Source organism: Pseudonocardia abyssalis (assembly GCF_019263705.2).
Classification (GTDB): Bacteria; Actinomycetota; Actinomycetes; order Mycobacteriales; family Pseudonocardiaceae; genus Pseudonocardia; species Pseudonocardia abyssalis.
In genome coordinates this window covers 245,982-271,795 of record NZ_JADQDK010000001.1, presented here as the reverse complement: position 1 = coordinate 271,795, position 25,814 = coordinate 245,982, and the positions used below count along the sequence as shown (strand labels likewise).

At 72.9% G+C, this 25,814-nt stretch carries 24 protein-coding genes and 1 tRNA gene; 8 read left to right on the top strand and 17 right to left on the bottom strand.

What is annotated here, in order from left to right; all coding sequences use genetic code 11:
* Positions 1–51: 51 nt before the first annotated feature.
* From I4I81_RS01365 to I4I81_RS01330, 8 genes are all read right to left on the bottom strand, one after another.
* Complete coding sequence (locus tag I4I81_RS01365; RefSeq protein ID WP_218604173.1) at positions 52–1,215, bottom strand: LLM class flavin-dependent oxidoreductase; 1,164 nt, start codon at positions 1,213–1,215, stop codon at positions 52–54.
* A gap of 117 nt (positions 1,216–1,332) precedes the next feature.
* Positions 1,333–2,298 (bottom strand): aldo/keto reductase, encoded by a 966-nt coding sequence (locus I4I81_RS01360; RefSeq protein WP_226363677.1) that lies wholly within the window; start codon positions 2,296–2,298, stop codon positions 1,333–1,335.
* 48 nt (positions 2,299–2,346) lie between these two features.
* Positions 2,347–3,852: a C1 family peptidase gene (locus I4I81_RS01355; protein ID WP_218604171.1), complete on the bottom strand. Its 1,506-nt coding sequence runs from the start codon at positions 3,850–3,852 to the stop codon at positions 2,347–2,349.
* Positions 3,853–3,976: 124 nt separating this feature from the next.
* Positions 3,977–4,687, bottom strand: a complete 711-nt coding sequence (locus I4I81_RS01350; RefSeq protein ID WP_218604170.1) for an SDR family oxidoreductase — start codon at positions 4,685–4,687, stop codon at positions 3,977–3,979.
* Between the two features lie 621 nt (positions 4,688–5,308).
* Positions 5,309–5,731: a type II toxin-antitoxin system VapC family toxin gene (locus tag I4I81_RS01345; protein ID WP_218604169.1), complete on the bottom strand. Its 423-nt coding sequence runs from the start codon at positions 5,729–5,731 to the stop codon at positions 5,309–5,311.
* Positions 5,728–5,940, bottom strand: a complete 213-nt coding sequence (locus I4I81_RS01340) for a hypothetical protein (RefSeq protein WP_218604168.1) — start codon at positions 5,938–5,940, stop codon at positions 5,728–5,730. The genes I4I81_RS01345 and I4I81_RS01340 overlap by 4 nt, the downstream gene beginning before the upstream one ends.
* Before the next feature lie 176 nt (positions 5,941–6,116).
* Positions 6,117–6,191 (bottom strand) — tRNA-Ile (locus tag I4I81_RS01335).
* A gap of 158 nt (positions 6,192–6,349) precedes the next feature.
* Positions 6,350–7,459 carry a patatin-like phospholipase family protein gene (locus tag I4I81_RS01330; RefSeq protein WP_218604167.1) on the bottom strand — a complete coding sequence of 370 codons (1,110 nt, stop codon included), beginning with the start codon at positions 7,457–7,459 and terminating at the stop codon, positions 6,350–6,352.
* 132 nt (positions 7,460–7,591) lie between these two features.
* On the opposite strand from I4I81_RS01330, the gene I4I81_RS01325 reads away from it, so the two are divergent.
* The gene (locus I4I81_RS01325) at positions 7,592–7,768 is read left to right on the top strand and encodes a hypothetical protein (RefSeq protein WP_218604166.1); all 177 of its coding nucleotides are present in this window, start codon (positions 7,592–7,594) and stop codon (positions 7,766–7,768) included.
* Between the two features lie 22 nt (positions 7,769–7,790).
* Positions 7,791–9,725: a M13 family metallopeptidase gene (locus tag I4I81_RS01320; protein WP_218604165.1), complete on the top strand. Its 1,935-nt coding sequence runs from the start codon at positions 7,791–7,793 to the stop codon at positions 9,723–9,725.
* Positions 9,726–9,729: 4 nt separating this feature from the next.
* Here the strand turns inward: I4I81_RS01320 and I4I81_RS01315 are convergent, their stop codons facing one another.
* From I4I81_RS01315 to I4I81_RS01300, 4 genes are all read right to left on the bottom strand, one after another.
* Positions 9,730–11,103 carry a hypothetical protein gene (locus I4I81_RS01315; RefSeq protein WP_218615737.1) on the bottom strand — a complete coding sequence of 458 codons (1,374 nt, stop codon included), beginning with the start codon at positions 11,101–11,103 and terminating at the stop codon, positions 9,730–9,732.
* Positions 11,104–11,112: 9 nt separating this feature from the next.
* Positions 11,113–11,706 (bottom strand): DUF3558 domain-containing protein, encoded by a 594-nt coding sequence (locus I4I81_RS01310; protein ID WP_218615736.1) that lies wholly within the window; start codon positions 11,704–11,706, stop codon positions 11,113–11,115.
* On the bottom strand, positions 11,703–12,101 hold the full coding sequence (locus I4I81_RS01305; RefSeq protein ID WP_218615735.1) for a PE domain-containing protein: 399 nt from the start codon (positions 12,099–12,101) through the stop codon (positions 11,703–11,705). The genes I4I81_RS01310 and I4I81_RS01305 overlap by 4 nt, the downstream gene beginning before the upstream one ends.
* Before the next feature lie 92 nt (positions 12,102–12,193).
* Positions 12,194–13,207 carry a DoxX family protein gene (locus I4I81_RS01300; RefSeq protein WP_225924453.1) on the bottom strand — a complete coding sequence of 338 codons (1,014 nt, stop codon included), beginning with the start codon at positions 13,205–13,207 and terminating at the stop codon, positions 12,194–12,196.
* Between the two features lie 84 nt (positions 13,208–13,291).
* On the opposite strand from I4I81_RS01300, the gene I4I81_RS01295 reads away from it, so the two are divergent.
* Genes I4I81_RS01295 through I4I81_RS01285 form a run of 3 tightly spaced genes read left to right on the top strand, consistent with a single transcriptional unit; the run spans position 13,292 to position 16,399 of the window.
* Complete coding sequence (locus tag I4I81_RS01295; RefSeq protein ID WP_218601879.1) at positions 13,292–14,254, top strand: ROK family protein; 963 nt, start codon at positions 13,292–13,294, stop codon at positions 14,252–14,254.
* A 4-nt stretch (positions 14,255–14,258) separates the two neighbouring features.
* Entirely contained in the window at positions 14,259–15,893 is a 1,635-nt protein-coding gene (locus I4I81_RS01290) for an alkaline phosphatase D family protein (protein ID WP_218601880.1), read from the top strand.
* Positions 15,894–15,910: 17 nt separating this feature from the next.
* Positions 15,911–16,399, top strand: coding sequence for a GNAT family N-acetyltransferase (locus I4I81_RS01285; protein ID WP_372453537.1), 489 nt, complete (start codon positions 15,911–15,913; stop codon positions 16,397–16,399).
* Between the two features lie 11 nt (positions 16,400–16,410).
* Here I4I81_RS01285 and I4I81_RS01280 read toward each other — a convergent pair whose 3' ends face one another.
* Entirely contained in the window at positions 16,411–17,145 is a 735-nt protein-coding gene (locus I4I81_RS01280; RefSeq protein WP_218601881.1) for a maleylpyruvate isomerase family mycothiol-dependent enzyme, read from the bottom strand.
* Between the two features lie 68 nt (positions 17,146–17,213).
* Here I4I81_RS01280 and I4I81_RS01275 point away from each other — a divergent pair, with 68 nt between their 5' ends.
* Positions 17,214–17,474, top strand: coding sequence for a hypothetical protein (locus tag I4I81_RS01275; RefSeq protein ID WP_218601882.1), 261 nt, complete (start codon positions 17,214–17,216; stop codon positions 17,472–17,474).
* A gap of 121 nt (positions 17,475–17,595) precedes the next feature.
* A complete protein-coding gene (gene icmF, locus I4I81_RS01270) occupies positions 17,596–20,799 on the top strand; it encodes a fused isobutyryl-CoA mutase/GTPase IcmF (protein ID WP_218601883.1) in 3,204 nt (1,067 codons plus the stop codon).
* 13 nt (positions 20,800–20,812) lie between these two features.
* On the opposite strand, the gene I4I81_RS01265 is transcribed toward icmF, so the two are convergent.
* Genes I4I81_RS01265 through I4I81_RS01255 form a run of 3 tightly spaced genes read right to left on the bottom strand, consistent with a single transcriptional unit; the run spans position 20,813 to position 23,386 of the window.
* Positions 20,813–22,030, bottom strand: a complete 1,218-nt coding sequence (locus I4I81_RS01265) for an MFS transporter (RefSeq protein ID WP_218601884.1) — start codon at positions 22,028–22,030, stop codon at positions 20,813–20,815.
* 30 nt (positions 22,031–22,060) lie between these two features.
* Complete coding sequence (locus tag I4I81_RS01260) at positions 22,061–22,732, bottom strand: GNAT family N-acetyltransferase (RefSeq protein ID WP_218601885.1); 672 nt, start codon at positions 22,730–22,732, stop codon at positions 22,061–22,063.
* A 21-nt stretch (positions 22,733–22,753) separates the two neighbouring features.
* Positions 22,754–23,386 (bottom strand): FMN-dependent NADH-azoreductase, encoded by a 633-nt coding sequence (locus I4I81_RS01255; protein ID WP_218601886.1) that lies wholly within the window; start codon positions 23,384–23,386, stop codon positions 22,754–22,756.
* Positions 23,387–23,485: 99 nt separating this feature from the next.
* Between I4I81_RS01255 and I4I81_RS01250 the strand changes: the two genes are divergently transcribed.
* The gene (locus I4I81_RS01250) at positions 23,486–24,058 is read left to right on the top strand and encodes a MarR family winged helix-turn-helix transcriptional regulator (protein ID WP_226363675.1); all 573 of its coding nucleotides are present in this window, start codon (positions 23,486–23,488) and stop codon (positions 24,056–24,058) included.
* Here I4I81_RS01250 and I4I81_RS01245 read toward each other — a convergent pair.
* Complete coding sequence (locus I4I81_RS01245) at positions 23,961–25,784, bottom strand: putative nucleotidyltransferase substrate binding domain-containing protein (protein WP_218601887.1); 1,824 nt, start codon at positions 25,782–25,784, stop codon at positions 23,961–23,963. The two genes, I4I81_RS01250 and I4I81_RS01245, sit on opposite strands and share 98 nt — an antisense overlap.
* Between the last annotated feature and the right edge of the window lie 30 nt (positions 25,785–25,814).

Here is a 25,814-nt window from a genome sequence, read left to right as displayed (position 1 = left end):
GCACCCCCATCCTGACCTGCCGCGCCCGGCGGATCCAGGGTCGGGCCCGCGTCAGCCCTGCGCCGCCTTCTCCTGCTCGTACTTCTTCGTCATGTGGTCGACGGCGTCGAGCTGGGTCTGCGAGTGGGCCGTCCGGGTCGCGGAGGCCCGGTCCTTCGCCGCGACCGTGCTGGCCGCCTGGCCCTGGAACTGCGGGAAGACGTTCTGGGCGATGAGCTCGTAGGAACGCTTGGTGGCCTCGGGGTTGGCCCACTCGTGCCCGAGCAGCAGGAACGCGCCGAAGCCGCCGGACTGGTCGGCGAGCTTCTGCACCTGGGCCTTCGCGTCCTCGACGGTGCCGATCGCGCCGATGCCGGCCTCGTTGATGAAGTCGATCATCTCCTTGATGTTGCCGCCCGCGACCGCCATCTGCGGGAACGCCGCGACCTTCTGGAAGTAGTCGAACCAGTGCTCGATGCCGTACTCCACCTCGCGGTAGGCCTGCTCCCGGGTCTCGGCGATGTGCATCAGCCCGACGAGGCGCCAGCCGGAGCGGTCCGGCGTCGGACGTCCGTAGTGCTGGGCCCGCTCCTCCACGACGCTCCAGTGGTGCGCCAGCGCGTCGAACCCGTCCTGGGTCAGGGTGGCGCCGATGGACAGGAGCCCGGTGCCGAACCGGCCGGCGAGCCGGGGGCCCGTGGGGGACGCGACCGCGGCCACGGTGACGTCGAAGTCGCTGTAGGGGCGCAGCTGCAGCTGGGCGTCGACGAGGTTGTGGGTCTTCGTCTGCTTGGTGACGCTCTCCCCCGCGAGCAGCCGCGTGATGATGTCGAGGTTGTCCTCCATCAGCTCGCGGGTGTCGGTCGGGTTCAGCCCGATCATCGCCGAGTCGGTCGGCAGGGAGCCCGGCCCGCACCCGAGCATCGTGCGCCCGCGCGTGAGGTGGTCGAGCAGCACCATGCGGTCCGCCACCCACAGCGGGTTGTGGTAGGCGACGGAGGTGACCCCCGTACCCAGCTTGATGTGCCGGGTCCGCTCCGCCGCCGCGGCGATGAAGATCTCGGGCGAGGCGATGATCTCGCTGCCCGCCGAGTGGTGCTCCCCGATCCAGGCCTCGTCGTAGCCGAGCTGGTCGAGGTGCTCGACCAGCTGCAGGTCGCGCTGCAGCGCCAGGGTCGGGTTCTGGCCGGGCTTGTGGAAGGGCGCCAGGAAGGTGCCGAAACGCAGACGACTCACGGTGACTCCTGCAACTCGATCGGCGGCCGCGGTCCCGACCGCCCTGTCGTGACCGCCAGCATGACCCGCGTCACGCCCGCCGGACTGTGCGGAATGTGGACACCGGCCCGCCGGGGCTCAGGCCCACCGCCGTCGCGACCGCGCACCCCAGTACTCCTGCGCCGTCCCGCTCACCCCGGCGATCTCCTCGACCACCCCGTCCGGGACCACCACGTCGCCGGCCGCGAGGCTGCTGGCCAGGTGCGCGGGGTCGACGGCGCCGGAGAGCACCCGGCCCGCCCACGGCTGCGCCAGCACGGCGGCGACGGCGAGCCGGTCGATCGGGACGCCGAGCCGCTCGGCCAGCGCCTCCGCCCGGCGCACCCCCGGCGAGCCGTCACCGCCGCCGGGGGCGAGCCGCCCGTTCGCCACCGCCTCCTTGACGATCACATGCACACCGGCCTGCGCGGCCTCGGCGAGCGCCGGGCCCACCGAAGGCTCCAGCAGGTTCCACGTCGACTGGACGGAGCTGAACAGCGGCTCGCCGTCGACCAGCACCTCCAGCGCCCGGCGCACGGCGTCCGCCTGGGCCGGGCCGGACGTCGAGACGCCCACCCGCACGCCGCGGTCCCGCAGCGCGGCCATCGCCCGGTGCACCACGACGTCGTCGAGGACGCCGGTCTCGAGCGTCGCCGAGTGCACGTGATAGATCCGGAGCCGGTCGCCCAGCAGCTGCAGGGTCTGCGCCGACTGCTCCGCGAACGCCCCCGCCGAGTGGTCCTTCACCTCGTGCACGTCGGCGTCGACCCGCCACTCCCCGACGTAGCGGTAGCCCCACTTCGACCCGATCTGCACGTCCCCGGTGCCGGGCCGCGCGGTCAGCCACCCGGCGACGAACTCCTCCGCCCGCCCGTAGGAGCGCGCGACGTCGACGTAGCGGATCCCGGCGGCGTGGGCGGCGTCGAGGAGGGCCCAGGTCCGGGTGCGGAGGTCGTCGACCCCGCGGTCGGCACCGAGGTCGCGGTCACGGCCGGAGGTGATGTAGGCGGGGCGGGCCACGGCGGCGAGACCGATACCGAGGCGCAGGTGCGTCGAGTCGTCCACCGCACCAGCCTGCATCAGGGACGTCCCGACGCCGTGGCCGCCGAGTGGCTACCGCTCCCGCTCGTCGTCTTCCTCGTCGTCTTCCTCGTCGTCCGCTTCTTCCTCGTACTCCTCGTCGGGGTCGTCCTCGTCCTCTTCGTCGTCGGACTCCTCGTCCTCGGAATGCTCCTCCTCGTACTCCTCGGTGTCCTCTTCCTCGGTGTCCTCTTCCTCGGTGTCCTCTTCCTCGGTGTCCTCTTCCTCCTCCTCGACGGCCTCGCCGTCCGCACCGCCGCCCGCGACGAGCTCCTCGACCTGCCACGCCGCCACGATGGCGTCGAGCACCTCGGTCTCGTCCTCGTCCTCCCCGTCACCGGCCTCCACGACCTGGCGCAGCTGGCCCGACAGGCTGCCCAGGACGTCGGTCGGGATGTGCTCGGCGAACAGGACGATGGTCTCGCCGACGAGGTCCTCACCGTCGTCCCCGTCGTAGAGGCTCTGCGCCTTGCGCAGCAGCTTCTCCGGCGACATCGACGACTCCAGCGAGTCCAGCACCGGCTGCAGGAGCAGGGCGGCCTCGGCCAGCTCGGCGTCCTCGACCTCCCCGTCCGCCGACGCGATCGCCACGAACAGCAGCGCCATCCGCCGCTCGAACGCGACCTCGCCCATGGCGTCGACGAGCTCGCCGTAGGTCTCGTCGTCCATCTCGGCGAGGAAGGTGCCGGGCTCGGTGAGCACCGACTCCTCGTCACCCCAGCCGGCCCCCTCGTCGAGGACCTCGACCTGGCGGATGATCCAGGAGTCACCGCCGTTCTGCGCCGGGTCCATCAGGTAGGCGTACGGCATGTAGCAGTAGCCCTGGTCGCCCCACTCCGCTCCCCAGGAGTTGCGGACGATGAACACGTCGTCTGCGTCGGAGTAGCCGACGCAGAGCATCGCGTGCCCGCCGTGCTGCGCGAGCTGCGACTCCCGCTGCGTCGGCATCGGCACCAACCCGGGCCTGCGGTGCTGGTAGAAGGAGTCGTAGAGGCTGATCCCGAAGATGATCGGGTAACCCTCGGCCAGCGCCGACCTCCAGGCGTCGAGGTCCGTCGGCACCAGCTGGACGTCCTCGACGAGGAACGACTCGGCCTCGGTGTAGGCGTCGGCGTCGGGTTCGCCGTTGACGACGTCGGTGTCGAACGGCCACGAGGTCTCGGCGCAGGCACCGTGCCGGCGCAGGCCGTCGATGACGTCGACGAGGACCGCGCCCTCGTCCACGACGTCCTCCCCGGACCCGGCCCGGGCGTTGTAGTAGATGAACAGGCGGCTCACGTCGTAGGCGTCCTCACCCAGGTGCCGCTTCATCAGGTACTCGTAGGCCCCCGCGGTGGCGTTCGCCGTGCAGGTGTTGGTCTGGCCCTGGTCCTCGACCTCGGTCATCCACTCCCGCAGGTCGACCTTGGGGGGCAGACCGCTCGCGGACCTGCGGCCGGCGAAGCGCTTCGCGTCGGCGGGCGGCTCCTGCTGGCGGTAGCCACTCAGGACCCGCAGGGCCCCTTCCGCGTTCTCCAGCACGTACTGGGCGATCGACATCGGTGGTGCCCTGTTCTGCTCGGTGACGTCTCAGGTCACCGGATCCGCTCCTGGACGGGAGACGGCGCCGACGACAAGAACGAGGACGCGCGGCGGACACCTGGGGCCAGTATCGTGATCGGGATCACCTACTGTCGGGTACCGGCGACACCGGTACCCGACCGGCCACCACCGACCCCACCTGGGCGATGACCGCTGCCCGCCACTGCGGCGGGACGACTGCGAAGACCCCCGCGTCGACGGCGTCGAGCGCCTCCTCCGCCACCGTCGACGCCGCGACGCCCTCGGCCGAGAGGCCGGTCGCCACGAGCGCCGGGCAGATCATCCCGATCGTCACCGGCGTGCCGGCCAGCGCCATCGCGGCGTGCTGCACGACCGCGGAGACCGCGTGCTTGGACGGGCCGTACGCCCCTCCCCCGCCGAACACGGCCATCCCCGCAAGCGACGCCGTGACCAGCACGTGCGCCGGCTCGTCCGTCGCGAGGAGCCGTGGGACGAAGGCCCGCAGCCCGTTGACCACCCCGCCGACGTTGACGGCGAACACCCGGTCCCAGTCCTCCGGCGGCACCTCCCACGGTGCCCCGACCGCTGTACCGACGATGCCGGCGTTGAGGCAGACCAGCCGGGCCCCCACGGAGTGCTCGGCGAGCGCGTCCATCGCGGCCGGGTCGGCGACGTCCGTCGGCACAGCCGTCCCCCCGGTCCGCACGGCCGTCTCGGCGAGGCCTCCGAGGTCGACATCCGCGAGGACGAGCCGGGTGCCGCGGGCGGCGAGGACATCGGCGAGCGCGGCCCCGATCCCGCTCGCGGCTCCGGTGATCACGGCGAGGGACATGGGAGACCTCCGGCTGTCGTGTCGGCCGCCCGCGACGGAACCAGGCCGGACGGCACCGCAGTGTCGTCGATCTGGCGTCGTCCGCCTCACCGACGCCCGGCTGCACGGTCGGCCCGGCCGCGTCCCGCCCCTGGGCTCCCGCGGCCACGAGCTGCGCGACCCGTGGCCGGATCGGGCACGTGGCCGAATCGAGAGCATGCTGGCCACCAACCGAGTCGACCATCAACGGAGTTCGGCGCTCAGCCACGGTTCGACGGGGTAAGCGTGGGGATTCTCGTGGGGCTGATCATGACCGCAACGCGGCCACTACCTCACGCACGGCCGCTCGCGCGGCACCCACCATCCGCGACTGATGCCTCTGCCCCCGCGGTGGAACACTCATCGCGTGACCAACAGGGAAGACCTGCATCGACTTCTCGACGCGGTCCCCGAGACGCGGCTTCCGCGCTGAAGGAGATCCTCCTCGCCGACCTCGCCGAGCCAGAGCCTCCGACGCCGCGACAGTTCACCAGCACAGGCACTCTCTCGGCGGAGCACGATCTGGCCGAGCGATCCGGAGACATCCTGCGCCGCGACTCCGCCGGAGGGTGAGCGACATCGGTCGGACCGAGCCGACCCCGATCACGCCGGAAGCAGCCTGAACGCCTCGACATGGCTCGGCCGCACGACACCGACGTGACGGCGATCCAGAGTCGCCACCTCGTGCACATCCAGACGCTCCGCGACGGCGATCACCGTCGCGTCCGTCGTGCCCAACGGCATGTCGGCGTACGTCCGCACCAACTGGGCAGCGCGGCGCAGGTCCGCCGTAGTGAGGTCGACCAGTTCGAAGTCCCCATCGGCCACCGCCGTCAAGAACAGCGCCTCCACCTCCGCACCGGACTCGCGGGCGAGCATGTACCCGACCTCCGCGACGACGGTCCCCGGGACCAGCAGCGTATGGCCGGCGAGATGAAGCCCGGTGAACAGCTCGACGCACTCGTGGTAGCGATCGTCACTCTGAAGTGCCGCGGCAACGATCGAACCGGTACCGCAGACGATCACGCCGGGCGGCCGAAGCCCTCGCGCAGGATCTCGTCCGTCCGGTCAGCCACGTCGCTGCGCTCCGCGCGACCCGCGCCGAAGAACGCCGGCGGCCACCGCCGCTCCCCCATAGAGCGCCCGCGCCGACGGACATCAGCCAGCGCGGCCGGCACGTCCTCCTCCGACGGCTGCTCGACCAGCTCCCGCAGCTCGTCCCGCTCAGCGCTCATGGAATCAGGGTAACGACACCAGCCCGACGACGAGCTCCGAGACGACCACACCCGATCCCCATCGGCTCCAGCAACACACGCGAGACGCCTGCCGCAGCCCGATGAACAGAGTTTCCCCGAACCGGGGTTGAGTTATGGCTCTGGACCCAGGCAGCAACGCGCTGACCTGCAGGAAGTGGGGCGGGTCGGGTTCGAACCGACGACCTGACGGGTTATGAGTCCGCTGCTCTGACCAGCTGAGCTACCGCCCCTTCGGGGCGCGAGGCTAGCGGATCCCCCGCGGCGGGCTCCGCGTCGACCGGTGGCGACACATCCCCGCACGCGGCGGTGTCCGACAGGAGTCCCGCCCGTGCACGGTCCCGGCCAGAGACCCGGCGACCACCCCGAGGGCCAGCTGTCCGTTCCCTGCTCAGACCACCCAGCCTGCGTCGAGTGCACGGGCCGCGTCCCGCCGCCCCCGCTCCGCCAACCCCTCGGCGTACGCCTCGCGGAACAGCACGAGGCTCAGCAGTTCGTCGCGGCCGCTGCCCGCACCCAGGGAGTCGAGCAGGCGGCCGATGGCCCAGTACGGGTCCCACGGGCCGGTCGGGGCGAACGACTCCGCCGCGATCGCGGCCAGCTCGCCGTCCTCCGGCGCCACGACCAGGTGCGGCACGACCCGGTGCTCGGGCCTGCGGTTCTTGCTGCGCAGCGTGGCCACGTCGTCGGCGAGTCCGTCGGCGAGGATCGCCCGGACCGACATCGCCGCCGTCGACGCCAGGTCCGGCGCGTGGTACGGCGGCGTCAGCGGGGGCACCGGGGGCGGGTCGACGGAGTGGCCGGAGATCACCACGAGCCGGTCGACGCCCAGGTCGACGGCCGGGCGCAGCGGCGCGTTGAGCCGCACACCGCCGTCGACGTACCAGCCAGCGCCGACCGTCGACTCGTCGATCAGGACGGGCGGGAACATGCCGGGGATCGCGGCGGAGGCGAGCAGGTGGTCCAGGCGCAGCGCGACCGGGACGACGTCGACGGCGTGGGCCGGTGACGGCCGCGCACCCTGGACGAACAGCCGTGACCGGGCCGCCGACCGCGCGGGTGGGCACACCGTCGCCGCGACGGCCACCGACTCGACGGCCCCGCTCGCGATGTTGGCCGCGACGCGGTCGGGCCGGAACAGCTCGCCCGCGCGGCTGCGCAGCGGCGTGACGTCGAGCAGGGCGTCCGGCGCCCCGATCATCCCCAACCCGGCCAGCCGCGCCGCGACGGCCGCGGCCGGGCCGGGCGTGCACAGCGGGTTGCGGAAGACGTCGCCGAACCCGATCCAGGTCTCCTCGACGAGCCGCCCCGCGTCGCCGGGTGGAAGGTCCGCGCACTGCGCGACGAGCGCCGCGGTGATCCCGCCCGAACTGGTGCCGAGCAGGACGCCCGGGCGCCTGCCCTGCTCCGCAAGCGCCGGGAGGAGCACGGCCAGCGCCCCGGCCTGGTAGGGCCCGCGCGCCGCGGCCCCCGACAACACCAGGCCCACACGTTCGGACATCAGGGTCCTCTCCGACTCCAACCGGTGGAACGCTCTTGCCACCGGACACCGATCAGGCGATCATTCTTGAGCACCGTCCGAAGTACATCGGTCACGGAGCGTCAGTACGCCTCGACGTTCAAGGAGACGACCATGCCGGTCAACGATGATGCCAGCGGTGATTACGGGTACGACCTCGCCCATGAGATGAAGGCGGTCCTCAACCTCCCCGTCAGCCGGCGTCGCGCCCCCGTCTCCGGCCGGATGGCAGGGCGTGAGCTCGACCTCGACGGCGGCGACTTCGGCTACGACCAGGCCCACGAGTACTGACTCCGCCTGGCACCATGGGTGGATGACTTCGACCTCGACCCGTAGCGGTCTGGACCTGCAGTGGGTCGACGCGGGCACCCGCCCGCAGGACGACCTGTTCTCGCACGTCAACGGCCGCTGGGTAGCCACGCACGAGATCCCCGACGACCGCGCGCAGGACGGCGCCTTCCGCGTGCTGCGCGACAACGCGGAGGACGACGTCCGCGCGATCGTCGAGGAGGCGGGGTCCGGCCCCGTCGCCGACCTGTACGCGTCGTTCATGGACGTCGAGCGGATCGAGAAGGCGGGCATCGCCCCGCTCGCCCCCCTGCTCGACGAGGTGAGCGCCGCAACCGACCGCGCCGCGCTCGCCGCCGTGCTCGGCCGTCGTCAGCGGGAGGGGCGGGCCGCGCTGTTCGGCGCGTTCGTCTCCACCGACGCGAAGGACTCCACGCGCTACCTGGTGCACCTGTCGCAGTCCGGCCTCGGGCTGCCCGACGAGTCGTACTACCGCGAGGAGGCCTCGGCCGAGATCCGCACGGAGTACGTCGCACACCTGCGGCGGCTCTGCGCACTCGTCGGGCTGCCCGACCACGCCGACACCGTGATGGACCTGGAGACGGCGCTCGCCGCCGAGTCGTGGGACCGCGTCACCAACCGCGACGCCGAGAAGACCTACACGCTGATGACGCTGGCGCAGCTGCGCGAGTCCGCGCCCGAGTTCGACTGGGAGCCGTTCCTCGCCGCCATGGGTGCCCCGGACGGCGCGTTCGACGAGGTGGTCGTGCGCCAGCCGAGCTTCGTCACCGCCGCCGCGGCCCTCTGGGCCTCGCGTCCGCTGGAGCAGTGGCAGGCCTGGCTCGCCGTGCACACCGCGTCGGCCTGCGCGGAGTTCCTGAACGAGGACGTCGTGCAGGAGGACTTCGCGTTCCACGGCCGCACGCTGTCGGGCACGCCCACGCTGCGGGAGCGGTGGAAGCGCGGTGTCTCGCTGGTGGAGGGGGCACTGGGTGAGGAGGTCGGGAAGCTCTACGTCGAGCGGCACTTCCCGGCGGCGTCGAAGGAGCGGATGGTCGAGCTCGTCGCCAACCTCGTCGAGGCGTACCGGCAGTCGATCTCCGCACTGGACTGGATGAGCCCGGAGACGCGGCAGCGCGCGCTCGACAAGCTGGAGCGCTTCACGCCCAAGATCGGCTACCCGGACGTGTGGAAGGACTACTCGTCCCTCGTCGTGCGGCCCGACGACCTGTTGGGCAACGTCGCGCGCGCCGGTGAGTGGATGACCGACTTCCAGCTCGCGAAGATCGGCCAGCCGGTCGACCACGACGAGTGGCTGATGACGCCGCAGACCGTCAATGCCTACTACCACCCGCGAATGAACGAGATCGTCTTCCCGGCCGCGATCCTGCAGCCCCCGTTCTTCGACCCCGAGGCCGACGACGCCGCCAACTACGGCGGGATCGGCGCCGTCATCGGCCACGAGATCGGCCACGGCTTCGACGACCAGGGCTCCAAGTACGACGGTGACGGCAACATGACCGACTGGTGGACCGCGGAGGATCGGGCGGAGTTCGACCGCCGCGCGTCCGCGCTGATCGCCCAGTACGACGCGCTGTCGCCGGCCGGGCTGCCGGAGCACAAGGTCAACGGGTCGCTCACCGTCGGGGAGAACATCGGCGATCTCGGCGGGCTGACGATCGCGCTCAAGGCGTACGGCATCGCCACCGCCGACGGGGAGCCGCCGGTCCTCGACGACCTCACCGGCGTGCAGCGCGTGCTGTTCGGCTGGGCCCAGGTGTGGCGGGCCGTCACACGCGACGCGGAGGCCATCCGCCGCCTCGCCCTGGACCCGCACTCCCCGCCCGACCTGCGGTGCAACGCCGTCGTCACCAACCTCGACGCGTTCCACGAGGCGTTCGACGTGCGGGAGGACGAGGCCCTGTACACCCCGCCCGGCGAGCGGGTGCGCATCTGGTGACCGGTCAGTGGTCCGAGTCGCCCTCGCCGCCGATGACGCCGGCCGTGTGGTCGGGGAGCCCGGAGAACCAGTAGGCCTGCGGGTCGTCCTCGACGAGCCACGACGGGCGGGTGTGCTCGGAACCTTCCCCGCGGCCGGCGCCGGCCGCGGGGAAGAAGGGCGTCCCTCCGGTCGCGGACCGGCTCCCGGTGCCGGGGCCCTGGGCGCCCGACGACGAGCTCGCGGCGGCACCGGGGCGGGCCGGAGCGGCCGGCTCGGCCGGTCCGGCGCGGAGTCCCGAGGTGCCACCCTCGGCAGGGGTGCGACCCGACCACGGTGTGCCCGGGATCCATCCGGTGCCCGGGCCCACCGGCTCCCGGGCCCCGGATCCGGGCGGTGGCAGTGGCGACGACCGGGAGCCGCCGGACGCGCCGGGACCCGGGAGCGTCGCGGAGCTGCCGGGGACGGACGCGGCCGCCGTGCGCGGCACTCCCGTCCCTCCGTCCCTCGGCCGCTCCCCCGCGGCACGCGGACCGGTGGCGACCGGACCCGCCGGGACCACCCCACCGCTCCCCATCCCGCCGTTCCCCACCCGGCCGTTCCCCACCCGGCCGTTCCCCGCCCCGCCGACCGGGCCTGGTGCGCCGGAGCCCACAGACCCGCCGTTCCCCGAGCTACCGGCGCCGGCACCAGCCGCACCGGGACCGAGGGAGCCCGCCCCGGAACCGACGCCCACCGCACCCTGGCCCCCTGCGCTGCCCACGGGGAGGGCTCCCGTCTGCGCTCCACCCGCGCCGGGCACTCCGGGGCCGGACCCCGACACGGCGCCCGCTCCTCCACCCGCCGACGCACCGCCGACCGGCACCCCGTCGCCGGTGCCCGGGGCGGCGATCACCGGTGGGTCGAACGGCTGGAACGTGCGCCCGAGCGACCAGTTCGTGTTCGACTCGTACCGCTGCGCCGCCTCCACCGCGAGCACCCGGAGGTCCTCCACCTGCTGCTCCCGCGCCGCGCCCTGAGCCACGCTCCTCGGCGCGGGCCCGTCGGCGAGGTGGAGGGCGCGCATGTCGTCGGCGACGCGGCTGTAGTACGCGGCACCGTCGTCGAGTGCGCCGATCGCGATCCGCGCCTGCCCCGCCCCGAGCTCCCCCACCGCGGCGACCCGCTCGACGTACTGCCGCGACACCTCCGCGGCCTCCCCCTCGTGCGCGCCCTGGGCCGCGGTCATCGCGACGCGCAGGTCCTCGGCGGCCCGCTGGAGCGTCTCGGCCAGCTGCCGGTAGCGGTCGGCGGCCACCCCCATCCCGTCGATGCCTGGACCGGCGAGCACCGGGTCGCGCAGCGCGGCGAGCGGGAGCTGCTCGAACGGGACGGCGGTCTGCGTGTACGGCTCGGCCATCGGTGGTCCTCAGGTCAGCGGTGGGAGGTTGGAGAGGATGAACTCCCCCATGCGGCGGGGGATGTCGCAGGGGTCGGGGAGGGGCCGGTTGGCTCCATTTGATCCGATGCTTACCCCTTGGTGGTCTGCAATCGCGATCACCAAGGTGCAGCTGTTGTCGGCGACGGCGTCCGTACGGATCGCAGGGTGGCCGGCGACTTCCGTCGGCTCATAGCGCTCGAAGTTTCCACGGAGATTCTCCACGACATCGAGAACCGCGAGATTGGTGTCGCTGTTGATCTCGAGCCCAACCGGGTTGGTGTCGTCGGTCGCCGAACTCCATCCGCACCGTTCAGTGACCGGGTCCTTCAGCTCCTGAGCCGTCCCCGGCAGCAGATCGAGATCCCGAAGCTGCTCATCAGTGAGCACGTCACATGGCGGGATGGCCCGGATGTCCTTCGGGTCGCGGACCGACGGTCCAGCCATCGGTGGCGTTCCCTGAGCCGGTACGGCCGTCGATTGCGGGTCCGCGATCGGTCGCCCAGCTCCGACGACCTGCTCTGGCGCGCATCCGGCGAGGCTGACCAGCATGGGCGCCAGCAGGAGCAGTGTTCGCCAGGTCATGCCAAGGCCTGCGCATTCGCATCCTCAATGCCGCGATAGCCATCGAGCTGCCGCTGGAGTGCATCCCTGGTGAGCTCGATCTGCCCGGCCCATGTCCTGACGAAGTTCACGGCTCGCTGGGACATCTCGAATCCGTTGTCGGCCATGTTCAAGCTGACCTCGTCGGATCCTGGCGGATCGAACCTCAGCGAACCAGCGGACATCGCTTGAATACGAAGCTCATTGGCGATCCTCGTCAGCTCCGCGATGCACGCCTCCGCCCGCTCCGGATCCACGACGAACCCACCACCGGCCCCACCACCCCCGACCGGGGCCGCCAACCTCGACTCGGCCCAGGTCAGGGCGGCGTACCCGCGCTCCGCCTCGTCGGTACCGCCCCCACCGTCGTCCGCCACGCCAGCAGGATGCCAGTCGGTCGCGCTCCCCGGGCCCGAACAGGAAAAGAGCCGGGCATCCCGTTCGGGGTGCCCGGCTCGGAGCGGGTGGGTCAGGCGGTGAGGGCGTGGACGCGCTTGCGGGCGTCCTTGGCCGCACCCTCGGCCTGGTGGGCGATCTCGGAGCCGACGGCGGTGGCGCGGGCGGCGAGCTCGTGGCCGAACGAGGCGGCCTGCGAGGTGACCTGGTCGAGGACGACGGGGCCCCGCTTCTCCAGCTCCTTGCGCTTCTTCGCAGCCTGCTTGGCGAGCTGCTTGCGCTGCTTCGCGGTGCGCTTGAGCAGCTCGGCCCGACGCTTCTCGCCGGCCTTCTGCAGCTCGGCGCTGCGCTGCTCGGCCACCCTCTGCAGCTCGGCCCCGCGCTGCTCGGCCTTCTTGGCGGCGCGGGCGGCGCGGACGGAGAGGTCCTGCCCGACCTCCGACGCGCGGGCGGAGGCCTCGGTGCCGGCGGCGGAGAGCTGGGTGCCTGCCTTCTGCGCGAACGAGGAGACCGCGGCACCGGCGCCGGGCGCGGCACCGACGATGCCGGCGGCGACCCCGCCGAGCGCGCCGGTGGCGTCCTGCGCGACCGAGCTGACACGCTCGCCGATGCCCGGACCGGAGGTCTGGGTGAGGTCGAGGACCGCGGCCTGGGCGCGGCGGGCGGCCCGCTTGCCCCGGTAGGCGACGGACGGCTTGCCGTGGGTGTCGGCGGCGGCGATCAGCAGGCCACCCAGCAGGCCGACGTTCTTGAAGAAGTGGATCTGCTGCTCCGCCTTCTTCGCCTCGTCGGTCTCCTCCCAGAACCGGTGACCGGCCAGGGTGGTGGGGATCAGGGACGCGGCGAGCGCGGTGGAGGCCAGGCGCGGGAACTTGCCCAGTGCCAGCATCGACCCGGCGACGATCTTGACGCCGGCGTCGATCTGGATGAGCAGCTCGTCGTCGGGGCGCTGGTCGATCGGCGCCACCTCGACGGCCTTGTCCACGGCCGGGGCGACCGCGTCGAGAACGGGCCGGGCCGCCTCGACGTGGCCCTGGGGCGCCTTGAGCGCATTGATGCCGCCCTGGATGAACAGAGCAGCGAGCATGGGTCGGGCGACTCGTCGAAGGAGCATGTCGGGCAGTTCCCCATCCTGGGTCGGGCGAAACACCGGCGGTGCCATCATTCCGGTGTGAGCAGACAGCGGGCGATCGGGTTGGACGTCGGCGGCACCAAGATCGCGGGCGGTGTCGTGGACGCCGACGGCACGGTACTGACCGAGCTGGTCGAGCCCACGCCGGAGGATTCCGACGCCGAGGCGGTGTCCGCGGTGCTGCTCGACATCGTCGAGCGGCTGCGCGCGAAGCACGACGACGTGTCCGCGATCGGGGTCGGTGCGGCGGGGATCGTCGAGTGGCCGCAGGGTCGGATGCTGTGGGCCCCGAACAACGCCTACCGCGACTGGCCGGTGCGCGAGCAACTGGAGGCCGCCACCGGGCTGCCCGCCGTCATCGACAACGACGCCAACGTCGCCGCGCTCGCCGAGGCCCGGCTGGGAGCGCGGCAGTACCGCGACCTCGTGCTGGTCACCGTCGGCACCGGGATCGGTGGCGGACTGGTGCTGGGCGGGCAGATCTACCGGGGTCCGACCGGACGCGGCGCGGAGCTGGGGCACATCGTGCTCAACCCCGACGGCCCCGTCTGCGGCTGCGGCAACCACGGCTGCTTCGAGGCCTACGCCTCCGGCACCGCGCTCACCCGGATGGGCCGCGAGGCCGCCGCCGACGATCCCGACGGCCTGATCGCACGGCTCGGTGCCGAGCAGGGCGAGGTCACCGGCCAGACGGTGACGGCCGCGGCCGGGCAGGGCGACCCGACCGCCCTGGACCTGTTCGGGCGGCTGGGCCGCTGGCTCGGCGTCGGTATCGCGTCGCTGGCCAACATCTTCGAGCTGGAGGCGGTGATCGTCGGCGGTGGGCTGGTCAGCACCGGCGACCTCCTGCTGGAACCGGCCCGTCGCGCCGCCCGCGAGTTCGCCTACGCCCGCGAGGCCCGGTCGACGGCCCCGATCGTGGCTGCGACCTTCGGCGGCGACGCCGGCCTGGTCGGCGCCGCGCTGCTCGCCCTCGAGGACGGCCGTACCTCGGTAGGGTGACGGCATGCTCGTTCTCGGACCCGTCCTGCGGCACGTCGGCGAGACCACAGCGCAGGTGTGGGTGCAGACCGACGGCCCCGCCACCGTCCGCGTCCTCGGCTGCGAGACTCGCACGTTCGAGGTGCAGGGCCACCACTTCGCGCTGGTCGGGGTCACCGGTCTGACGCCCGACAGCCGTACCCCCTACGAGGTGCACCTCGACGGCGAGCAGGTGTGGCCGCTGACGAACACGCCGTTCCCGGCCAGTCTGATCCGCACGCGCGGCCCGGAGTCCGACGGGTCGAACCGGATCATCTTCGGGTCGTGCCGCTACGCGAAGGTGGCCGACCCGAAACTGTCGGCCAAGCTCGGGATCGACGCGCTCGACGCGTACGCCTCCCGGATGGTGCGCCGCGATCCCGAGGAGTGGCCCGACGCGCTGCTCCTGCTCGGCGACCAGGTCTACGCCGACGAGCTGACGCCGCAGATCCGCCGCCGCATCGCCGGGCGCCGCGACAGCCACCCCGACTGGCCCGACGACGAGATCGTCGACTTCGGGGAGTACGTCGGCCTCTACCGCGACGCCTGGTCCGACCCGGAGATCCGCTGGCTGCTCTCCACCGTGCCCACCGCGATGATCTTCGACGACCACGACGTGCGCGACGACTGGAACACCTCGAAGGCCTGGCGCGACGAGATGCGCGCGACGACCTGGTGGGAGCACCGGATCCGCGCGGGCCTGGCCTCGTACTGGGTGTTCCAGCACATCGGCAACCTCCCGCCCGAGGAGCTGGCCGCCGACGCCGACGCCGCGCGCATCCTCGGCGCACAGGGCGACGCCTGGCCGCAGCTCGCCGAGCTGGCGGACCGCGCCGACGCCGAGACCGACGGCGCGAAGGGGGTGCGGTTCAGTTTCCGCTGGGACCTGGGCCGCAGCCGGTTCGTCATGATCGACTCCCGGAACGGGCGGATCCTCGAGGACGGGCAGCACCTGATGCTGGGCGACCCGGAGTTCGACTGGGTCGAGGCCGCCGTGCACGCGCCCGGCACCGTCGACCACCTGGTGCTCGGCACGTCGCTGCCGTGGCTGCTGCCGCACGCGATCGGCGAGCTGCAGACGGTCAACGAGATCGCGGCGTCGAAGCCGGGGTGGCGGGGGCGGCTCGGGGAGTCGATCCGCCAGGGCGCCGACCTGGAGCACTGGGCCGCCTTCCGCGAGTCGTTCGACCGGCTGACCCGCATGATCGAGCGCGCCGCGCAGAGCGGGGTCGCGTCGGTGAACGTGCTCTCCGGCGACGTCCACCACAGCTACGCCGCCCGCGCCGACCTCGAGTCCGCACCACCCGCCGCCGTCCACCAACTGACGTGCTCGCCGGTGCACAACCATGTCGAGTGGTTCGTGAAGCCGGGATTCCGCCTGGGCTGGTCGCGGTTCACCCGGCGGCTCACCGAGCGGTGGTCGGAGAAGGCGGGCGCACCGGCGAAGACCGTCGACTGGGAGCGCCTCGCCGGCCCCCTGTTCGGCAACACCATCGCCACGCTCGACATCACCGACCGCCGTGCCGAGGTGTTCTTCGAGCAGCCGACGTCGGCCGCCGCGCTCGCCGAGCGCGCCCGCCTGGAGCTCACCGCGCCCGCACCCGTGGAGGTCGTCACGTGACACCGTCCCCCTCGGCCATCGCCGGCCAGACCGTCGTCCTGCGGCCGACCACGGCCGCGCACGTCCCCCGGTTCCTGGAGGTGCTCTCGCACCCCGAGGTGGCGAAGTGGTGGGGCGGCTACGACCTGGAGCGCGTGCGCCGCGAGCTGCTGGGCCCGCAGGGCTACGCCGTGGAGCTGCACGGCGAGGTCGTCGGGCTGATCATCTACTACGAGGAGGACGACGCCGACCACCGCCACGCCGGCCTCGACCTCGCCCTGCACCCCGACGCCCACGGCCAGGGGCTGGGCGCCGACGCGATGCGCACGATGGCCCGGTTCCTGTTCGAGGTCCGCGGCCACCACCGCATCGTCATCGACCCGGCCGCCCACAACGAGCGCGCGATCCGCAGTTACACCCGCGTCGGATTCCGGCCGATCGGGATCATGCGCGACTACGAGCGCCGCCTCGACGGCAGCTGGCACGACGGCCTGCTGATGGATCTGCTCCCCGCCGACCTGGACTGAGCCGGGCGCGCTCAGAACGCCGTGCGCTCGAGCCAGGTGTCGAGCACAGCGGCGTCGCCGAGGACCTCCACCGCGGACGGCGGGATCCGCCGGGTGAGGGCGAGCAGGAGGTCGGCCGCAGTACCCCGTACGGCGACCGCACCCTTGGCGTGGCCGTGCTCCCAGGCGAGGGTGCCGTCCTCGCCCGCGGTCACCATCCACTCCCCCGCCTCACCCAGCCCGTCGTCGGTGGCGTGCAGGTGCATCGACGTGCCCGGCTCCAACGGGCCGGGGAGCTCGGACGCCGGACGGGCGGCCACCAGCGCGATCCACTCCGACAGCCCGTCTGCGGCCAACGCCGGCTCGATCACGAAGGGCAGGCCGAGCGCGAGAGCGGCGTCGGCCCGGTGCACGGTCGACTCGTGCAGCCGCCGCCGGATCCACCACACGGCCGGGCGCGGGCCGAGGAACGTCCAGACGGGGACGTCCGGACCCACGTCGGCCACGGCGTCGAGCAGGGTGCGCGGGCTCTCGTGCAGCCAGCCGGTGACGTCGTCGCCGGGCTTGCCGCCCGCCACCTCCCGCGGATCGACGAACGCGCCGGTCCGGACGATGGTGGCGGCCCACCGGTCGCCGCGGCCGACGTGCCGGACGAGCTGCTGCAGCGTCCACCCCGGGCACGTGGGGACGGGCGTGTCCGACGGGGCGTCCCGGACGGTCTCGGCGAGCGACCGGTTCTGCTCGACCAGTGCGGCGGCGTGATCCATCCCTCCACGCTACGAGACGACCCGCCCGGACGCGCATGGATCCCGGACGGAGGGGGTAAGGGCAGGACATGGCGCCGGATTCACCCGACTGGACGGTCCCTGCTTCGCTGCGCGCACTCTTCTGGTGGCCCGGTGTCGCCTTCGCGCTCGCGCTGATCGCACCGGAGGCGGCGGTGGGGTCCATCGCCGTCGCCGGGCTGGTGCTCGTGGCGCTCGGAGCGCTGGCGGAGGCGGTCGGCCGGCGCACGCGCACCGCCGCACCGGAGGTCCTGGACGCGAGTACGTTCCAGGCGAGCGAGTTCGAACCGGCCGGCCGCGCCGTCGCCTGATCGGCCGGGTCGACGTCACTCGCCCGGCCACTTGTACGTCCAATAGTCGGATGCCAAACTAAATCCGTCGGCCGGGGTTCGCGCGAACACCGGAAGGCTCCCCGACGAGAGGACTTCGGCGATGACCGACCTGCACGTGCCCGCGAACCCCGTCCGGTTCGTCACGGCCGCCAGCCTGTTCGACGGCCACGACGCCGCGATCAACATCATGCGGCGGATCCTGCAGCGCCAGGGCGCCGAGGTGATCCACCTGGGGCACAACCGGTCCGTCGACGAGGTCGTGGCGGCCGTCATCCAGGAGGACGCGCAGGGCGTCGCCATCAGCTCGTACCAGGGCGGGCACGTCGAGTACTTCTCCTACCTCGTCGAGTTGCTGCGCGAGCGCGGCGCCGGGCACGTCAAGGTCTACGGCGGCGGTGGTGGCGTCATCGTCCCGGCCGAGATCGAGCTGCTGCACAGCCGCGGCGTCGCCCGCATCTTCTCCCCCGAGGACGGCCAGAAGCTCGGCCTGCCCGGGATGATCAACCTGATGATCCGCGAGTGCGACACGGATCTGACGGCCACTCCCCCGGCCTCGTTCGACGGTCTGCGCACCGGCGACCACACCACGCTCGCCCGCGTGCTCACCCTCGCCGAGTCCGGGAAGCTCCCCGCCGGCCTCGACCTGGAGCCGCGGCGCCCGGTCCCGGTGCTGGGCATCACGGGCACCGGCGGGTCGGGCAAGTCGAGCCTGACCGACGAGATCGTGCGCCGCTTCCGCCTCGACCAGGAGGACAAGCTCCGCATCGCCGTACTCGCCGTCGACCCGACGCGGCGCAAGGGCGGCGGTGCGCTGCTCGGCGACCGGATCCGGATGAACTCCCTCGGCGGCGAGCAGGTCTTCTTCCGCTCGATGGCCACCCGCGGCGCCGACGCGAGCCTGCCCGAGCACCTCGCCTCCGCGATCTCGGTGCTGCGCGCGGCGGAGTTCGACCTCGTGATCGTCGAGACCCCCGGCATCGGCCAGGGCGACGCCGGCATCGCCGGGCTCGTCGACCGCTCGCTGTACGTGATGACGCCCGAGTTCGGCGCCGCGTCGCAGCTGGAGAAGATCGACATGCTCGACTTCGCCGACGTCGTCGCGATCAACAAGTTCGAGCGCCGCGGCGCCGAGGACGCCCGCCGCGACGTGGGGCGCCAGCTCGTGCGCAACCGCGAGGAGTTCGGGAGGACGTGGGAGGACATGCCGGTCTACGGCACGTCCGCCGCCACCTTCAACGACCTCGGCGTCACCGCGCTCTACCAGCACCTGCGCGAGCTGCTCGTCGACAACGGCCTGGTCGCGGGCGAGGGACGGCTGCCGCACACCGACCGCAAGACCTCCGCCGAGCACGCGGCGGTGATCCCCCCGCAGCGCACCCGGTACCTCTCGGAGATCGCCGAGACCGTCCGCGGCTACCACGCCGACACCGAGAAGGCCGTCGACGCCGCGCGCGTGCGCCAGCACCTGCGCACCGCACGCGAACTGGTGGGCGAGGCCGTCGACGACGAGCTGGCGAAGGCGGAGAAGGCCCTGCCCGCCGCCGCCGCGGAGCTGCTCGACACCTGGCCGCAGGTCGTCGAGGACTACTCGGGCGACGAGCTGGTCGTGAAGATCCGTGACAAGGAGCTCCGCACCCAGCTGACGCGCGAGACGCTGTCGGGCAACAAGGTGCGCCGGGTGGCGCTGCCGAGCGTCACCGAGGACGCCGACCTGCTGCGCTTCCTGCGCCGCGAGAACCTGCCGGGGAGGTTCCCGTTCACCGCGGGGGTGTTCCCGTTCAAGCGCGAGGGCGAGGACCCCGCGCGCATGTTCGCCGGCGAGGGCGACCCGTTCCGCACCAACCGGCGGTTCAAGATCCTCTCCGACGACTCCGACGCCAAACGGCTGTCCACCGCGTTCGACTCCGTCACCCTCTACGGCCGCGACCCCGACACCCGCCCCGACGTCTACGGCAAGGTCGGCACATCGGGCGTCTCCATCGCGACGCTGGAGGACATGAAGGTCCTCTACGGCGGGTTCGACCTCACCTCGCCGACGACCTCGGTGTCGATGACGATCAACGGCCCGGCACCGTCGATCCTGGCGTTCTACCTCAACACCGCGATCGACCAGACGCTCTCCCGGTTCGTCGACGAGGAGGGCCGCGAGCCCGACGACGCGGAGCGCGAGGAGCTCACCGCGTTCACGCTCGCGAACGTCCGCGGCACGGTGCAGGCCGACATCCTCAAGGAGGACCAGGGCCAGAACACCTGCATCTTCTCCACGGAGTTCTCGCTGCGGATGATGGCCGACATCCAGGCCTGGTTCATCGAGCACAAGGTCCGCAACTTCTACTCGGTCTCGATCTCCGGCTACCACATCGCCGAGGCCGGGGCGAACCCGATCAGCCAGCTCGCGTTCACGCTGTCGAACGGGTTCACCTTCGTCGAGAGCTACCTCGCTCGGGGCATGTCGATCGACGACTTCGCCCACAACCTGTCGTTCTTCTTCTCCAACGGGATGGACGCGGAGTACACCGTCATCGGGCGGGTCGCGCGCCGGATCTGGGCCGTCGCGATGCGGGAGAAGTACGGGGCGAGCGAGCGCAGCCAGAAGCTCAAGTACCACGTGCAGACCTCCGGGCGGTCGCTGCACGCGCAGGAGATGAACTTCAACGACATCCGCACCACGCTGCAGGCGCTGTGCGCGCTCTACGACAACGCGAACTCGCTGCACACCAACGCCTACGACGAGGCGGTCACCACCCCGACCGAGGAGTCGGTGCGGCGCGCGATGGCGATCCAGCTGATCATCAACCGCGAGTGGGGCCTGTCGATGAACGAGAACCCGCTGCAGGGTTCGCACGTCGTCGACGAGCTGACCGACCTCGTGGAGGAGGCCGTCCTGGCCGAGTTCGACCGGATCTCCGAGCGCGGCGGCGTGCTCGGCGCGATGGAGACCGGCTACCAGCGCGGCCGCATCCAGGACGAGTCGATGCTCTACGAGCACCGCAAGCACGACGGCACGCTGCCGCTCGTCGGCGTCAACACGTTCCTCAAGCCCGACGACCCCGACGCCGGCCCGGTCGAGATCGAGCTCATGCGCGCCACGGAGGCGGAGAAGGAGAGCCAGCTCGAACGGCTCGCCGACTTCCAGAGCCGCCACGGCAGCGAGGCGCAGGAGGCGATCCGGCGGCTGCAGGACGTCGCCACCGGGGAGGGCAACGTGTTCGCCGAGCTGATGGCCGCCTCCCGCGTGTGCTCGTTGGGCCAGCTCACCGAGGCGTTCTTCGAGGTCGGCGGGCAGTACCGGCGCAACATGTGACCCGTGCGCGGGTCTACGGGGTTGGGACGTGACGCAGGTGCACCGCCAGCACGAGCGCCGTGCCGAGCAGCACCGTCACGTAGCCGACCAGGCCGATCCACCCGGCGAGGTCGAACGCGACGCCGCCGAGCAGGCCGCCGACGCTGGAGCCCCCGTAGTAGGCGAGCAGGTACAGCGACGAGGCCTGGCTCGGGTCCCCGCCGGGCAGCAGCACCGACCGGCGCCCGACCCAGCTGCTGGCCACGGAGTGCGCACCGAAGAAGCCGATCGTCAGCAGCAGGACGCCGACGAGCACCAGCGGCAGGACGTCGGGGACGGTGATCCAGGCCCCGGCCAGCGCCACCAGCACCGTTCCCCACAACACCTTGCGGCGGCCGAAGCGGTCGCCGAGGCGCCCCGCCGTCGTCGACGTGACGGTGCCGGCGAGGTAGCCGAGGAACACCAGGCCGACCAGCGCGCCCGGAAGCAGGAACGGCGCGGCGAGCAGGCGGAAGGACAGGAAGTTGTAGACCGTGACGAACGTGCCCATCAGCGCGAACGAGATGCCGAACAGGCTGCGCAGCCCGGGGTCGCGCAGGTGCACGCGCAGCGGGGCTCCGAGGTCGCGCAGCCGGACCGGGGCGGCCTGCACCCCGACCGAGGGCGGCAGCAGCGCCCGGAACGCCACCGTGGCGGCCAGCGACACGACCCCGACGGCCGCCATCCCGGCCCGCCACCCGCCGAACTCCGCGACGAACCCGGCGACCAGCCGCCCGGACAGCCCGCCGATCGTGTTGCCCGCGATGAGCAGGCCGACCGCGCCGCCGAGCCAACGCGGCGCGACCTCCCGCGTCACGTGCGTCATCAGCAGCGCGGGCAGGGCGGCGAGCGCGAGGCCCTGCAGCGCCCGGATCCCGATGAGCACGCCGAACGTCGGCGCCAGCGGCGCGAGCAGGGCCAGGACCGCCGACACCGCGAGCGCCCACGTCATCACGCGCGCGCGGCCCCAGGACTCGGCGACCGACGCCAGCGGGACGATCGCCAGCGCGAGCGTGCCGGTGGTGGCCGAGAGCACGAGGCTCGACGTCGAGGACGACACCCCGAACTCCGTCGCGAGGGTCGGCAGCAGCCCCTGCACCGAGTAGACCAGCACGAACGTCGCGATACCGCCGAACCACAGCGCCGCCCCGAGGCGCCGGTACTCCGGCGTCCCGCGCTCGTGGCCGGTGGTGGCGGCAAGGGTCGTTGTCATCGCTATCGACCTTACGTCGCCCGGCCGGGGTCAGCGGTGTGAGACGGGACCCAGGTACTCGTACGCGGCGAACTCGAGGGTGCGCCGCAGCGTGAAGCCGAGGTGGTCGTAGAGCCGCAGCGCAGCGGTGTTCTCGGCGGCGGCGTGCAGGAACGGGACGTCGCCGCGGTCGCGGATCGCCGCGCCGACCGCCCGCACGAGCCGCGAGCCCAGCCCGCGCCCGCGCGCCTCGGGCGCCGTGCAGACCGCGCTGATCTCCGACCAGCCCGCCGGGCGCATCCGCTCCCCCGCCATCGCGACGAGCACGCCGCCGTCGCGGATGCCGAGGTAGGTGCCCATCTCGATCGTGCGCTTCGCGAACGGGCCGGGCCGGGTGCGCTCGACCAGGTCGAGCATCTCGGGGACGTCGTCGGGGCCGAGGACGAGCGCCTCCGGGTCGGGCACCACGGCCATCCCCGACCCGTCGTACTGGACGCCCGGGATCAGCATCGTGCGTTCCCAGCCCGCCGGCGCCGTCCGCGGGTCGCCCGCGGTGGTGACGGCGCCGAACGCCTCGGCGTCGCGCCATCCGTCGGCGTCGTCCGGGAACGCGGCCCAGATCGACATCTCCGGCGGATAGCGCAGCGCCGATCCCCGGCACTGGGCGAACGGGGCGTGCGTGCCGGTCAGTGCGGAGTGCACCGGGGCGTCGAGCGGATGCATGGCCCGATCAGATCACAGAGCTCAGGCGGCGTGGGCCTTGCCGACCGCCGCCGCCTGCTCGAGCGCCTGGGCGCGCGAGGCCTCGGCGAGCGGGATCAGCTCCGCCATCGCCGGGGTGACCGGGGCGAGCGTCAGCTCGGCCTCGACGACGGTGAGGTCGGCCCCCCAGACGTCGGCCAGGATGCGCACCAGGTACGGAGTGGCGTGGTCCCAGCCCTCGCGCGGGGTGCCGGCGCCGTAGCCGCCGCCACGGGCGATCACCAGCGTGACCGGGCGTCCGGCCAGCGGCGAGGTGCCGGGCCCGAAGCGCGCGTCGGTGATCAGCAGGTCGATCCAGGCCTTGAGGTGCGCGGGGACGCCGAAGTTGTAGAGGGGCGTGGCGACGACGACCGCGTCGGCGCGGAGCACCTCGTCGGCGAGACCCGCGGCGACGGCGAGGGCCGCACGCTGCTCGTCGGTGCGCTGCTCCGCGGGCGTGAAGCCGGCGAACGCGGCGACCGGCCAGACGTTCGGCAGCGGGTCGGCGACCAGGTCGCGACGCGTGACGGTGGCGTTCGGGTGCTGCTCGACGTACGCGTTCTCCAGGGCGTCGGCGACCTCCCGGCTCACCGAACCGTCGACGCGGATGCTGCTGTCCAGGCGGAACAGGCTCATCGGATCCTCCTCAGAAGTGTGGTGCAGACGATGTTCTGTCTAGCAGATGATCGCTCCAACAGACAACATCCGGATCTGCTTCCTGCGTAGACTGCGACCGTGACCACACCGCCGCGCCTGGAGTCCGATCTGGGCTGGGCGCTGGGCACGGTCATGCGCAGCTACCTGCGCGCGGTCGACGAGGTCGTCGCCGGGGTCCCCGGTGGCCCGCGCGGCTACCAGGTCCTCGCCGCCGCGGGCCGCGGCGAGGCCGGCAGCCAGCTCGCTCTCGCCCAGCACCTGGGCGTCGACCGCACGGTGATGACCTACCTGATCGACGACCTGGAGGGCGCCGGTCTCGTCGAGCGCCGCCCCGACCCGGCCGACCGCCGCGCCCGGCTCCTCTCCCTCACCGACGACGGCAGCGCCCGGCTCTGCGCGGTGGAGCGGGCCCTGCGCAGCGCGGAGGACGCCGTGCTCGCCCCGCTGGCGGCCGACGAGCGCACCGTGCTCCGCGATCTCCTGGCCCGCATCGCGCTGGGCTCGGCCCCGGTCAACCCCTGCCAGGTGGCGGAGGAACTGCGGGCGGAGCAGGTCAGCGCACCCCGAGGTCGAGGTCCGCGACGATCCGCCGCTGCACCGACGCCACCGCCCGGAACGCCTCCCGCAGCGACGCCCGCGTCACGGCACTGAGGTCGACCGGGCGCACGAGGTCGTCCGGCTCCTCCCCGGCCCGCAGCTGCTCCACCTGGTGGGCCAACCGCAGGTCGAGCACCAGGTGGAACGCCTCCTCCAGCGTCGCCGCCGCGGCGGGCGGCAGCGTGCCCGCGGCCGCCGCGGCGCGCAGCCGGGCCGGGGTCGACGCGCTCGTCACCCCGGCGGCCATGCCCGCCCAGCGCGCGAGGTCGACGACGGGGACGAGCCCGCCGCGCTTGAGGTCGAGCCGCCCGCGGTGCCGGCCCGAGAACTCGACGACGAAATCGCGCAGGAACCCGGTCGGCGGGCGGTGCGCGAGGGCGTAGCGACCGAGGAGGCGCAGCAGGTCGGGATGGCGGCGGGCATCACGGAAGACGTCCGGGACCGCCGGGCTCGACCGCGCCCCCCACACCGGCCGCGCGTCGACCACCAGCGACACCAGGATCGGGGCCTTGACCTGCGTCGGGTCGTGCAGCCAGCTCCGCGCCGCGGCGGCCCACGCCTCGTAGGAGCGGGCGAACAGGGGGTTCGTCGCGACCGCGCCGTTCGCGTCGGCGCGGAACCCGGCGTCGGCGAGCCCGGCCAGCACCCGCCCGGCGAGCGCCCGGGAGTGCGCGGCGGCCTCGGCGTCGTGCTCCGGGCCGACCCAGACCAGCGCGCTGTCGACGTCGGAGGAGGGCACGGCCTCGCGGCGGGCAAGGCTGCCGAGCGCCAGCCAGGTCAGTGGGCGCGGGGGCGCGCCCAGGTCGGCGACCGCGAGGTCGACGAGGCGGCGCGTCAGGGCGTCGACGACGACCGCGGTGATGCCCGCGATGTCCCCGGCGGCGACGCGGGCGTCGTGCAGGCCGATGATCGTGGGCGTCAGTTCCTTGGCCGCCGCCACGACCTCGGGGACCGACCCGGCCCGCGCGATCCGCGCGCGCAGCCCGAAGCTGCTGCGGGTCGACGCCGCGACGACGTCGACGTCCTCCAGCACGCCGAGCACGGTCCCCGTCGGGGACAGGACCGGGACGTGCCGGACGCCGCGGTCGAGCATGTCGAGCAGCACCTCGCCGCCGAGCCGGTCGGCCGCGGCCGTCCAGGCCGGGGCGGTCATCGCCGACGTCACCGTGGCGGCGGTGTCGGTGCCGTCGGCGACCACCGCGCGCAGGTCCCGGTCGGTCAGGATGCCGACGCGCCCGTCGACGAGCGGCACCACCACGGCGGACGCGCCGCAGTCGGTCATCCGGCGCGCCGCGTCCCGGATCGACGTCGAGGGCGCGGCCGTGCACAGCGGCGCGCGGACCAGCTCGCCGACCGGACGCTGCGCGGGATCGGGCCCCTGGTCACCGCCGAGCAGCGTCGGCGCGAGCAGCGAGCGGGCGATGTAGCGCAGCCCGCTCGGCCGCCCGAGCAGCACCCGGACCGACTCCGCGGGCAGCCGCAGGCACGTGGTGGCCCCGCGGGCCACGGCGGAGAAGCCCAGCGGCAGGCCCGACAGCATCGCGGCGTGCCCGAACAGCTCCCCCGGGCCGAGGAGGTCCAGCGCGCGGCCGCCGTGCACGATCTCCACCGCTCCGGACTGCACCACGCGGACGTGCGCGGGCGGGCCGAGTCCCTCGGCCAGGATCGTGGTGCCCGAGCGGTGCTCCTCGGGCTCCGCGACGGCGGCCAGCGCGGAGAGCTCGTCCTCGTCGAGGGCGTCGAAGGGTGGGTGGGCGCCGAGGAACGCCCCGACGGTCACCGGCCGGTCCCGACCACGATCGCCGTGCGT